The sequence below is a fragment of the Tissierella pigra genome (assembly GCF_009695605.1).
In the GTDB taxonomy this organism is placed as follows: domain Bacteria; phylum Bacillota; class Clostridia; order Tissierellales; family Tissierellaceae; genus Tissierella; species Tissierella pigra.
In genome coordinates this window covers 19921-32768 of record NZ_VUNQ01000045.1, presented here as the reverse complement: position 1 = coordinate 32768, position 12848 = coordinate 19921, and the positions used below count along the sequence as shown (strand labels likewise).

The window sequence follows — 12848 nt, the reverse complement described above, 5'->3', positions numbered from 1 at the left end:
TATATGTTATTGCCAACTTATATAGCGTATCTCCTGATTTTATTGTATAAGGAAAACTACCTGTCGGACATTGTCTTGGTGGAGTTGTTCCTTGTGGTATACAAATCACTTGACCTATTTGTAAATTATTAGGATTAATTCCAGGATTCAGCTTCATTATAGCTTCTACCGTTGTATTATATTTAATCGCTAAATTATATAATGTATCTCCTGACTTTATTGTATATGAGAAACTCCCTGTTGGGCATTGTTTCGGTGGAGTTGTCCCTTCTGGTATACAAATTCTTTGTCCTATTTGTAAATTATTAGGATTTAGTCCTGGATTCAACTTCATTATGGCTTCCACTGTTGTATTATAAGTCATTGCCAACTTATAAAGTGTATCTCCTGATTTTATCGTATAAGAAAAACTTCCTGTTGGACATGCTCTATTATTACACATATTGACCCACCCTTCTTTTATTATTCTTTGCATTAATATAGTATGCAAATTTATAAAGAAGGGTTACAGTGAGTATTTCAAAATATTATATTCTTTTACCTTGATAAGAATCTCTTATTTTTAGCTCTTTGTCTATGGAAGACAGCACTTTTAACTTATCTAAACTCCATATAGGTTCATGAAGCAATTCCCTTTTACCATCACCAGTTACTCTATGGATTACCATATCCTTTGGGATTAACTCCAAAGCATCTACTACTAAAGATATATATTCTTCCCTTGTCATTATATTAAATGGGGTTTTTAGATAATAATTATATAAATCTGTATCCTTTTGGATATATAGAGAATGAAGTTTAATTCCCCAAGTATTTGTATTTGCCACATATTTTACTGTCTCTAAGATTTCCCCTCTGCTCTCATTTGGTAATCCTAATATTATATGGGTCACTACTTTAATACTTCGCTTTTTTAAATTCTCTATTCCTTCATTATATACGGATAAAGAATAGCCCCTCCTAATAAAATTAGAAGTTTTTTCATGAATAGTTTGTAACCCCAACTCTATCCATAAATAAGTTTGTCTATTTAAATCCTCTAATAAATCAAGAACTTCTTCATCTAAACAGTCTGGCCTTGTGGCTATGGCAATACCTACAACACCTTCTATATTTACAGCTTCATAATACAAGGCTTTTAGTCTTTCAATTGAACCATATGTATTTGTAAAATTTTGAAAGTATACTATATATTTATCTGTATTCCATTTTTTACATAGAAGTCTTTTCTGCTCTTCTACCTGTTCTTTTATAGAAAAAGTTCTACTTCCTGCAAATTCTCCTGAACCCTCTCCACCACAAAATATACACCCCTTAGTACCAACAGTACCATCTCTGTTGGGGCAAGTAAATCCACCGTCTAAAGATAGTTTCATTACTTTAGTACCAAATTTATTTTTCAATTCTTCATTTAATGTATTATATCTCTTTGACATATTCTTATCTCCACTTCTATAAAATATCATAAATTTTATCAGATAAATCCATATTAGACAATCCATTTTTTATATCCAATATCATTCTATTGCATAATATGGGAATAGTATAAATAATAGGAGGGATTTCTTATGTTTGATAATTATAATAATGTAAAAAGATGGGAATTATGGGGTATACTTTGGATAGTTTTAATAGGATCTTTACTTCATTTTACTTATGAATGGTCTGGTAATTCTTATATCGTAGGGTCATTCAGCGCTGTTAATGAAAGTGTTTGGGAACATCTTAAATTAGGATATTTCCCTCTGCTTCTTTTCTCTATTGTTGAATATTGGTTTGTCAGAAATAAAGTAAGGAATTTTTATTTTTCAAAGACTATTGGAATTATTGCAATGGAGTTATTTATTATAATTTCCTTTTATTTCTATACTGCCATAACAAACAAACCTATTTTATTTATGGATATTGGTCTTTTTATATTAGGTGCTATAATTTGTCAATTAATTAGTTTTAAACTAATGAAATTAAATATTGGTAAATCTTCTAATATCATATGGTTTAGTTTATTTATATTAATAGGATGTATTTTCGTTTCATTTACATTTTATACACCAGAGCTACCTTTATTTATGGATTATAATACTAAGAAATACGGAGTATAAATTTAAACAAATGACAGGTATAAACTAAAGTATATTTATAAAATAGCCTTTCTATTTGATACTTTCAAATCCTATATGATTTTAGTATAATAAGAAGTAACTATACAAAAAGGTGATTTTATGAGTAAAGTTCCAACACATTTAGTAGAAAAAATAAATACAATTCCAGCTAAATCAGGAGTATATAAAATGTTAGATTCCCATGGAACAATTATATATATAGGAAAAAGCATTTCTCTTAAAAATAGGGTAAAATCATATTTTACAGATAATCCAAAATGGAGCAAGGTGGAAAAGATGGTAACATTTATTGATGATATTGAGTATATAGTTACAGATACTCACCTTGAAGCAAGACTGTTAGAATGTACATTAATTAAAGATATAAAACCTCTATTTAATTCTCAATTTAAAAATGATGAAAAATATGCTTATTTAAAAATAGAAGATTATAATATTTATAATCCTCTATCCATAGTAAATACTAGAGAAGAAAATTCTTATGGTCCCTTTAGACGAAAGTTTTCCTTAAAAGAATTAATCGACTCCTTTAAAAATATATATCCCATAATTGAAGACAATCAAAATTACAGTTTTCAGTATAATTTAATACCTATTTCTATGGATAAAAATCATTTTGAAAAAAACAAAAAATCTTTAGAAGAAATCTTTTGTGATGATAAAAAAATGGTATTATTAATTAATAAACTAGAAGAAAAAATGAAAGAAGCAGCCATAGAACTTCAATTTGCCACTGCCTCAATTTACAGAGACATGATATATGGATTGAATTACTTAAAAACTGGAATATATGGATATAAGACTATTTTATCTAAGGATATAGTTATAAAATTACCTATTGATATAGGCTATAAACTATTTTTCATATCTCAAGGAAAAATTATATTGAAATCCAGATTTCCAACTTTAACAGAAAAAGATTTAAATCTCTTTATTGATGAAGGGAAAAGCCTTAAATTATCTATTCCTAAAGATTTCAATGAAAAACCAAGTATGGACTATAGGGATATTTTATATTCAGAGATTAAATCACTATCTCAAGAAATGGTTATATACTTATAATTGATTTTAATCATAAAAATCCCTCCAAGTAGACAGTTTAATTAATTAAACTGTCTACTTGGAGGGATCATATCACACGTCATTTAACATTTCTTTACTTTGTACAAGTCTCCAGTATTGTCAGTTCTTTTTTATCTGCATCAAGACGAGCCTTTACTCCAAAAGGTAGTGTAACCATTGGTTCACAGTGTCCTCCTTGAAGATTATATATAGTAGGTTTTCCAACTGGTTTTATATGATCTTCTATAACTTGTTCCAATGTTAGATTTTCATCATGTTTATCAGATACACATTTATTAAAATCTCCAAGTATAATTCCACTAGATTCCTCTAGCTTACCTGATAATCTCAATTGGTTTAACATCCTATCTATATTATATGGTTCTTCCCCTATTTCTTCAATAAATAGAATTTTACCCTTTACATTTATTTCATAAGGCGTACCTATTGTATCTACTATTAGTGACAAGTTTCCACCTATTATAGTACCTTCAGCTATACCACCATTTATAGTAATTATTTCTTCTCCCAATGGATTGGATATAGCTCCTATGGCTTCTGTTCTCATAATTGCTTTATAAAGACTTTCCTTAGAAAAATCAGAAAAGTTTCCTATTATATCTGAGGACACCATAGGTCCATGAAAAGTCACTAAATCAGCCATTTGAGTAAATGCTATATGAAGTGCTGTAATATCACTATATCCTACAAATACTTTAGGATTATTTTTTATGGCTTCATAATCTATTAAATCTAAAATACGAGGAGTTCCGTATCCACCTCTCATACATATAATTCCATCTACTTCATTATCTCTAAACATTTCATTTAAATCTTCTGCCCTAATACTATCTGTTCCTGATAAGTAACCATATCTTTCATAAGGACTTTTACCCATTTTTACATTAAAACCCATTTCAACAAGTTTATCATATGCTTTCTTTACATTTTCTTCTGTAGTAGGACTAGCTGGTGCAATAATTCCTATGGTATCTCCTAGTTTTAGTGCCTTTGGTTTAATCATCAATATACCCTCCTAATGTTACATTCCAAAGAATAATCTCGTTACTATAACAGCAGTTATAAGTCCCGCTAGGTCAGCCAATAATCCAACTGATAATGCGTGTCTTTGTTTTTTTACCGCGACTGAACCAAAGTACACTGCTAGTACATAAAATGTGGTCTCTGTTGAACCCATCATAACTGCTGCCATACGTCCTATTAAGGATTCAGGACCATGAGTTGTGATTAAATCTGTCATTACACCTTGAGCGCCTCCACCTGATAGTGGTCTCATAAATGCCATTGGTAAAACTTCTCCCGGCATACCAATTAAATTAGTTATGGGACTTAAAGCCTTAGTAAGTAAGTCCATAGCTCCCGATGCTCTAAAAGCTCCTATGGCTACTAACATTGCTACTAAAAAAGGGATAATTCTTACGGCAGTACTAAACCCTTCTTTTGCTCCCTCTGTAAATGATTCATATACTTTAACCTTTTTGGACATTCCAAATACTATAAATCCTACAATTATTAAAGGAATGGCATAAGTTGATATGACTTCCATGGTTTTTACAAACATTTATATTCCTCCTATCTCTTATTTATTGTTATTAGCTTTTTTTATCTGATACTTAGGCAACTTTTGAAATACTCTAGCCATAATCACAGCTACAACTGTTGATACTGTTGTGGCTACTAATGTCGGCCCTATTATCTCAGTGGGATTTGTTGCTCCTGCTGCAGCTAATATTGCAATAGTAGACGCTGGAATAAGAGTCACTGAGGAAGTATTAATTGCTAAGAACGTAACCATAGCGTCCGTTGCCGTTTCTTTATCGTCACTTAATTTCTGTAATTCCCCCATTGCTTTTAATCCTAATGGCGTAGCTGCATTACCTAATCCTAACATATTTGCTGCTATATTCATTATCATTGCTCCCATTGCAGGGTGTTCTGGTGGCACATCTGGAAATAACCATACCATCAGTGGTTTTAATAATCTTGCAAGCTTTTCAACTAAACCTGAGTCTTCTGCAATTTTCATGAGTCCCAGCCATAAAGTCATTACTCCTATAAGTCCTAAAGCTAAATCAACTCCAGTTTTTGCATTATCAATTGCTGCATTGGTTACTGCATCAAGATTTCCTGTAAAGGCTCCAACTACAAATCCAATTATAAGTAAACCAGCCCAAATAAAGTTAATCATTTAATTTCCTCCTTTTTTTCATCATGTTTAGTTATTGCCATTATATTTGTTGCAATAAATATGCCATATTTTTTTTAAATCTTAAAACTTCATAAAAATTTTAATTCTCTTATTTGAAATACTTGTCCCACTCTTCAAACAATTTCGCACCCTATTTACTTTATTATAAAATAAATAGAGTACGATAAACAGGACTATAATCCGAAAATATGGAATATTCTATATCTATTTTATAGTTTTTGAAATACTTTTTCAATAAATTTAATTTTAGAATATTGTACCTATATCTGTAATGCTATTTGCAAGATCTTCTCTATAATCTTTATCCTTGGGATTTAAGCTATTTATATTGACTCCGTCTATACTGGCACTGGAATGTATGTACTTGTCATTTCCCATATACATTGCCACATGACCTGGAAAAAACAAAAGATCTCCTGACTTTATCTCCTCTAAGGTAATACTTCTCATGTATTCATCTTTTCTTATGGCATCTCTATATATTATAATTCCATTTAACATATAGGATATAGAGCATAAACCTGAGCAATCTATTCCTAAAGGACTTTTTCCACCCCATCTATACTGTGAACCTAAATATAACATAGCTGTTTTAACTAGATTTTCTCTTAATTCATCTTCCTTATTCTTGTCATAATTTGTAATCCTATATCCTATAAATTTTGTTCTAACCCATCCCTTACTATTATCAGATAGTTGAATTTCTGTCCACCCATCTTTTTCCCTTCCAGTGGTTATGATTATAGCTCCTCTAGTGAGTATCTCCTTTACATATCCTTTGTAGTCGGCTTCTGGCATAACATCTGTCACTCCATGAAGAATTACCTTGTCTGCTTCATGCAGCCATTCAGTAGCTTTGGCGTTATCCATAATCATATTTGACCCATGAACATATCCTTTATAATTATAGTGAGTCTCCACATAATACCAGTCATCACCCACATCTTCCAGAATCTTTACTACCATGCCATACAAACCTTCATCAGCCATTTCACTATAATATGTTGGATGAAGATTTATAGGTACTACTGTTTTGTTTAAAATCCCTAATCTATTATTCAAATTATCACCTCAAAATATTTTTATTTAATTATCTAGTAAATAATTATATACTAGTTTAGATATTCTTCCTATACTTCTTTTTCCCTCTAAATCATCTTTCCCATTCCTTGTAAATATTCCTATTAAATAATGAATATTCTCCAATTGAAAAATACCTATATCATGATTCAATCCAGATAATTCTCCAGTTTTGTGAGCTATAGTTACTTCATCTAGAATATATCTAGGTAACATATCTCTATATTTTTGTCTAGCTAAAATATCCATCATTATATTACAGCTTTCTATATCAACTATGGATTTTCTATAGATTTTTTCCATAATTATAGCCATATCCATGGGACTAGTCATATTTTCTCTTCCTTCCCTTGCTCCTTGAAAATCCATCATTTTTCTCCTTAACACCGTATCATTACAATCTAACCTTTTTATACTTTCGTTAATTCTATCATAGCCTAAAAGGTCAATTAAAACATTAGTTGCAGTATTGTCACTCAGGATTATCATTAAGGTAATTAAATCAATCAATGGATATTCAGATAACTTCAGTTCAGATATAATACTATATGGAACTCTAGAGTTTTCTTGAATATTTATTTTTTCTTCTAATTTATATTCTCCATTTTGAATAGCATAAAACATTTCTACCATTATAGGAATTTTTATTAAACTGGCCGATGGGAATACATCCCTTTCATTATATTTTAATATCCATTGGTTTTTAGTTAAATCCTTTATAACAATAGAAATATCTTCATCTATATTATTTATCTCTTTCATAATAATTTCTTTTATCATTTTTATCACCTTCTATTTATAATATCATGAAAAATAGACCCTATCAAATCTACATAACCGGATCTATTTTTTGTTTTTATTATTTTCACTATCTGCTCTACTTGGATAATTTACTATCAGAATTTAATTATAATCTAGATTTTACAACTTATAAATCTATAGAAAATTATAACTCTAACTCATATGTTAATGCTATTAACTTTTCAACAATTTCATCAGTCTTAAAATATAGACCCTAACATTTTTCAAAATTCTAATACTATAATTTTCATTAGAATTTTAATACCTAACTACCTTAACTTTTTTATACCTCTACATAATTATTAATATATCATTATTTTGTATTCAATCTATTTTGTCTTTTCTCTTTAATAAAAATAATACAAGTTATTACTATTTGTGTTAATAACAATAATAATGAAAAAATATTAGTGAATAAACCTAAATTTATTAGAATCCTAGCAAAAATTGAAAAAATTGATATTAAAATAATATCTGATAGTATTCCAGAAAAACATATCACAATTCTCTGTTCTTTAGACATTGACCAAATATTTTCCATATTTGTTTGAAAGACTAAATATATTAAACGTCTTCCTATAGATATGTAGCCCATATTCCCGCTTAGACCTCTAATTGAAATAAAATGTGCAAATTCATGTGTCATACAAAGTAAAATATCTATAATATATACAGCTATTATAACAATTAACAAGTTACTTGTAAAAAACACATCCTTATAATTGGGAAATCCATTTTTTATTGATATATGATAAAGGCTATAAAAACCTAAAAATATAACAATAGCAATTGAAAATATAAATCCTTTAGTAAATATCCATTTTAAACTTTCCTGTCTTATATTCTTAAATGTAATTCCCTTATTTCTATATTTTTGATTACTTTCTATATAAATATCATCAATTCTTTCAATAAAATTTAGTTGGGTTAGATTAATAATAAAATCTTTCAAATCCACTTCTTCATATTCTTTACTTATATCGCTTTCTACTTCTTCTAACTTTGTTCTTCCTATAATATAATATGAATCATTTTCAACTATACTTAAATCAGAAAAAAAGAACAAGTAAAATTATGGGAATTAATGTATTCTTCTCTATATTCAAAATCACTCATACTTTTGGATATATTCATCAAAATATAATACCTCCACTATTCCAGACCAATCTAATATACATCCTACAAAATCTCTTATGTCAAGATTTTTCATTTCATAGGTTTCTGGAGTATTTACAGTAGCTGTAGCATCCTCAATTAATGTCGTCTTATAGCCTCTATCAACAGAGGCTATAGAAGTAAATAAACAACAATATTCACTATTAAAACCTACAACTACTAAATGATTTATATTCTTTTGTTTTAAATAAGTATCCAAATCAGCATTTGAAAATGCTATGGGAGATTCTTTTTTAAAAATCACATCACTATTATCAAATACAAAATCCACAAGTTCAGCTCTCTCAGTACCATTTTCAATAATACTGTTTTCTTGAAAATCTAAATGTTCTGTGGAAATAATTAAATCGCCATTATTTTTAAAAATATGAATTAAGTCCTTAATTTTATACATTTCATCTTGAAAATCTCCCTTTTGTAAAAATCCTTTTTGTACATCTAAAAGTAATAATCCTTTTATAATAATCCCTCCTTATATAATGATGATATATTATCTAAATAACCCCTATGTCTGACAGTTCCCAATAGATTCCAGACTTTTCATAAGATATAATAGTTTAGGATAGTACAAATAATGTTTCCTTCCTTGGGAAGTCAGTTAAACTGACCCATACCTGCAATTTAATCAATTAGTCTATTCAAGGTAAACTATGAATAGTAAAACCCTTCTCTAAAATTACTGTAAATACAACTTAATCTTGTTGGAACCATAGATAAATGTTTTCTAATTAAAGATTTTTTCATATATAATTTCCCCTTCCAATCTTAATAGCCTTATATTATATTAAACAATTTTCATAAAGTTTAAATTTCGCAACCAGATATAAATTACTACCTAGCTTTTTATTCTATAAAATTCTCCTACCATAATATTAACAGTTAACAGATTTACATGTTATTATGTAGCTTGTCCTCTATTTCCAATAATACCATATTTGAATAATTAAGAAAAGAAGCAAGTTTCAGCATTTTCAAACACTTTTAAATATACTTTGCTAATTTCAAAATACAAATCTATCTTAAATTTTCAATATATCACTTGAAGAAATAAACCTATTGAAATAATTCAAGTTACCTATAATTCATATTAATCCTTTATATCTCAATTCACTATCTACAAATTTACCGACAGACTGATTCAATAAGATTGCTTTCTCAATATCTTCAGTAAGCATTACTAATCCCTCTTTTATAACAACACGTTTTAATTTTTTCATTATTAAATATCCCATTTATTTTTAGTCATAAAAAAGCCTCTAGATTAAATTGCTTTAACCTTTGAGGCTATATTTTAATCTATTTCTTTTCTAAAATATATACCATTTTACTCCATACCCTTTCAAATTGAGATACTTTGTATTCCCTCCGTACTGTTTCAACTTCTTTTGCTGCTGGGTCATTTACTATTATATATTCTTCTCCATTTTTTATTTTAAATCCTCTTACTACTAGTAAATGTCCAGATGGATAAGTTTGTGGTGCTCCAATTAATGAATCTTCAGTTATGGACTTTATAGAGGCTATAACAGGAATACCTCTTACTATTTTTTCTTTTATATCATTAATAGATGTAAATCTAGCTACATAAGAATATACTTTAGTACCTCCATAGGCAACATTAAAGGACCAGTTTCCATAAATATTTGCCCCTTTATCCAATACATTTTCTGCTACTTCTACAGTATCTACATAGTACCCATAATATTCTAAAACCATGGATAAAGATGTTGGACTACATATTACACTTCCTATTTCTGGCACTACCATTTGTGACCTTTCTGGTACATTGAGCTCCATGAAGTATTCCTTATCTAAGGCTACAGCATTTTCTATTTCATCTATTAGTTTCAATGCAAAAAATATATTTCTTACTTTAGGACTAGGTATATTTATATTTTCACGTCTTAGTTCAACCATATAAATAATAGCATTTGCATCTTTTCCATAAAGTACTTCTAGTGTATCTATAGACATATTTATCATTCCATCAGATTGATTGTTTACACTTTCTCTATTCCCATTTTCAGACCATTTCCCATAGGTAACCCAATTACTCCATTGTTCTTGAACCTTTACCCTAACCAGTAGTTCAATTTCACTTCCCATTGGAGTATCTACATTCCACGAAGCTACTAACTCATTAAAACCTTGTGTAGTCATTATAGGTGATATATATTTTCCTTGAAGGGATGATTTTTCTAAAATTATTTCATTGTTATTATTGAGAATAATATTTTCTTTTTCTCCTTCTACAAAATCCTCTCCTCCATTGATAATTAAGTTTCCAAAGTAGAATAAGTCTTCTGCTTCAGTAAAATTGTTCCATTGGTTCATAAATACTCCCTCCCCCTTGTTTTAATTATATTCCATGTAAAATAGAGTTTTCATCTTAACTATTTATAATTTTAATATATTCTTCTATTTCCTCATTATTTGCCAATACAAAATGTTCAGGTTCTATTTCTATCCACTTAGGTGGATTATTTTCATAGTCATGGCAATTAGGGTCATAAACTTCCAGTACCTTAGACCTTTCCCTTCGCGGGTCAGGTAATGGAATAGCAGAGAATAAGGCCCTAGTATAGGGATGAAGCGGATTTTTGTAAAGTTTCTCCGTTTCTGCCAATTCAACTATTTTACCTTTATAAATCACTGCCACTCTATCGGTTATAAACCTTACTACAGATAAGTCGTGGGCTATGAAAAGATAAGTCAACCCTTTATCCTTTTGCAGCTCCTTCATTAGATTTAGAACTTGAGCACGAATAGATACGTCTAAAGCTGATATAGGCTCATCTGCTATTATCAGCTCCGGTTCCATAACTACAGACCTTGCTATTCCTATTCTTTGTCTTTGTCCACCGGAAAATTCATGGGGGAAACGACTTAAAAACTCAGGCAGAAGACCTACATCCAGCAAAGCTTTTTCTACTTTTTCTTTTCGTTCTTTTTCATCTCTATAATTTTTCAGATTATAAAGCCCTTCTGATACAATATAATCAACTTTTGCTCTTTCATTTAAAGACGCCATAGGGTCTTGAAATATCATTTGAATTCTTTTGGTTATTGCTCTATCTAGTTCTTTACTTATTTTTCCATTAATCTTTTCTCCATTAAATATAATCTCCCCACCTGCTGTTTCATTTAATCTTATTATAGCTCTACCTATAGTTGTTTTTCCAGAGCCAGATTCTCCTACCAAACCAAATGTTTCACCTCTATATATGTTAAAATTCACATTATCTACTGCTACAAATTTATTTTTCTTTCTTCTTCCAAATTCTACCTTTAAATCTTTTACTTCCAATAAAATTTCTTTTTCTTTACTAACCATGACTAACCACCTCCCACTGTGCCCTTAGAATCTTTATGGATTCTGGTGGCTCTACTTTAGGTGATCTAGGGTCTAGAATCCAAGTCTTTGCCTTATGAGTAGGGCTTACATCAAAATATGGTGGTTTATGAATAAAGTCAACTTTCAATGCCCTAGGATTTCTAGGTGCAAAAGCATCTCCCTTTATTTCATAAAATAAATTTGGAGGAGTACCTTTAATAGTAAATAAATCTTCTCCCTTTACTCCTAGTTGGGGCAACGAAGATAATAATGCCCAAGTATATGGATGCTGTCCATTATAAAATACTTCTTCACACTTTCCTATTTCAACTATATCTCCTGCATACATAACTGCTATTCTATCTGCTACATTGGCTACAACTCCTAAATCATGAGTAATATAAATAGTAGTCAATTTATATTTTTCCTTTAATCCTTTAAGTAAGTCTAATATTTGTGCTTGAATAGTTACATCTAATGCAGTAGTGGGCTCATCACATATCAATACCTTTGGAGTACAGGCTATGGCTATGGCTATGACTACTCTTTGTCTCATACCTCCTGAAAACTCATGGGGATATTGCCTATATCTTCTTTCTGGTTCAGTAATTCCTACATCTTTTAATATTTCTATGGTTTTCTTCTTGGCTTCATCTCTCTTCAGTCCCTGATGTAATTCTACTGCCTCTTGAACCTGTTTTCCAATACTCCTTAAAGGATTCAGAGAAGTCATAGGGTCTTGAAATACCATGGCAATTTTTTTTCCTCTGATTTTAATCCAATCCTCTTCCCTCTTATATTTGGATATTTCCTCACCTTCAAATATTATACTTCCAGAGTCTATCCATCCATTACCATCTAATAATCCCATAAAGCTCTTAGTAAAAACTGATTTTCCTGAACCTGACTCTCCTACTATGGCTAGACTTTCTCCTTCGTACAAGTCTAAGGAAGCTTCTCTTATGGCTGTTAATATATCTCCTCTTAACTTAAATTTAATTACTAAATCTTTTACAGATAATATAATATTTTCCTTCTCCAT

General features: G+C 29.7%; 15 protein-coding genes. 2 read left to right on the top strand and 13 right to left on the bottom strand.

All coding sequences use genetic code 11. From position 1 onward, the window contains the following. Positions 1-442, bottom strand: a 442-nt coding sequence (locus FYJ83_RS15590) for a LysM peptidoglycan-binding domain-containing protein (RefSeq protein ID WP_229768618.1), incomplete at its 3' end; no start/stop codon positions are given. A gap of 85 nt (positions 443-527) precedes the next feature. Then, positions 528-1436 carry a TIGR01212 family radical SAM protein gene (locus tag FYJ83_RS15585; protein ID WP_154442077.1) on the bottom strand — a complete coding sequence of 303 codons (909 nt, stop codon included), beginning with the start codon at positions 1434-1436 and terminating at the stop codon, positions 528-530. Positions 1437-1568: 132 nt separating this feature from the next. Here FYJ83_RS15585 and FYJ83_RS15580 point away from each other — a divergent pair, with 132 nt between their 5' ends. Then, complete coding sequence (locus FYJ83_RS15580; protein WP_154442075.1) at positions 1569-2102, top strand: DUF6512 family protein; 534 nt, start codon at positions 1569-1571, stop codon at positions 2100-2102. A 120-nt stretch (positions 2103-2222) separates the two neighbouring features. Next, positions 2223-3185 carry a GIY-YIG nuclease family protein gene (locus tag FYJ83_RS15575; RefSeq protein WP_154442073.1) on the top strand — a complete coding sequence of 321 codons (963 nt, stop codon included), beginning with the start codon at positions 2223-2225 and terminating at the stop codon, positions 3183-3185. A 94-nt stretch (positions 3186-3279) separates the two neighbouring features. On the opposite strand, the gene FYJ83_RS15570 is transcribed toward FYJ83_RS15575, so the two are convergent. The 11 genes from FYJ83_RS15570 to FYJ83_RS15525 all read right to left on the bottom strand — a co-directional run bounded on the left by FYJ83_RS15570 (position 3280) and on the right by FYJ83_RS15525 (position 12848). After that, positions 3280-4209, bottom strand: coding sequence for a S66 peptidase family protein (locus FYJ83_RS15570; protein ID WP_154442071.1), 930 nt, complete (start codon positions 4207-4209; stop codon positions 3280-3282). An 18-nt stretch (positions 4210-4227) separates the two neighbouring features. After that, entirely contained in the window at positions 4228-4767 is a 540-nt protein-coding gene (locus tag FYJ83_RS15565) for a spore maturation protein (protein ID WP_154442069.1), read from the bottom strand. Between the two features lie 18 nt (positions 4768-4785). Continuing rightward, entirely contained in the window at positions 4786-5394 is a 609-nt protein-coding gene (locus tag FYJ83_RS15560) for a nucleoside recognition domain-containing protein (RefSeq protein ID WP_154442067.1), read from the bottom strand. A gap of 267 nt (positions 5395-5661) precedes the next feature. Further along, the gene (locus FYJ83_RS15555) at positions 5662-6477 is read right to left on the bottom strand and encodes a C40 family peptidase (RefSeq protein ID WP_154442065.1); all 816 of its coding nucleotides are present in this window, start codon (positions 6475-6477) and stop codon (positions 5662-5664) included. A 24-nt stretch (positions 6478-6501) separates the two neighbouring features. Continuing rightward, positions 6502-7275, bottom strand: a complete 774-nt coding sequence (locus FYJ83_RS15550; RefSeq protein ID WP_154442063.1) for a serine hydrolase — start codon at positions 7273-7275, stop codon at positions 6502-6504. Between the two features lie 334 nt (positions 7276-7609). Beyond that, the gene (locus FYJ83_RS15545; RefSeq protein ID WP_154442062.1) at positions 7610-8362 is read right to left on the bottom strand and encodes a hypothetical protein; all 753 of its coding nucleotides are present in this window, start codon (positions 8360-8362) and stop codon (positions 7610-7612) included. A gap of 42 nt (positions 8363-8404) precedes the next feature. Next, positions 8405-8932 carry a cysteine hydrolase family protein gene (locus tag FYJ83_RS15540; RefSeq protein WP_326828355.1) on the bottom strand — a complete coding sequence of 176 codons (528 nt, stop codon included), beginning with the start codon at positions 8930-8932 and terminating at the stop codon, positions 8405-8407. A 622-nt stretch (positions 8933-9554) separates the two neighbouring features. Continuing rightward, positions 9555-9704 carry a hypothetical protein gene (locus FYJ83_RS19715; protein ID WP_195838027.1) on the bottom strand — a complete coding sequence of 50 codons (150 nt, stop codon included), beginning with the start codon at positions 9702-9704 and terminating at the stop codon, positions 9555-9557. A gap of 64 nt (positions 9705-9768) precedes the next feature. Beyond that, positions 9769-10806: a peptidase C39 family protein gene (locus FYJ83_RS15535; protein WP_154442060.1), complete on the bottom strand. Its 1038-nt coding sequence runs from the start codon at positions 10804-10806 to the stop codon at positions 9769-9771. Between the two features lie 55 nt (positions 10807-10861). After that, entirely contained in the window at positions 10862-11806 is a 945-nt protein-coding gene (locus FYJ83_RS15530; protein ID WP_154442058.1) for an ATP-binding cassette domain-containing protein, read from the bottom strand. Continuing rightward, positions 11799-12848 (bottom strand): ABC transporter ATP-binding protein, encoded by a 1050-nt coding sequence (locus FYJ83_RS15525; RefSeq protein WP_154442056.1) that lies wholly within the window; start codon positions 12846-12848, stop codon positions 11799-11801. The genes FYJ83_RS15530 and FYJ83_RS15525 overlap by 8 nt, the downstream gene beginning before the upstream one ends.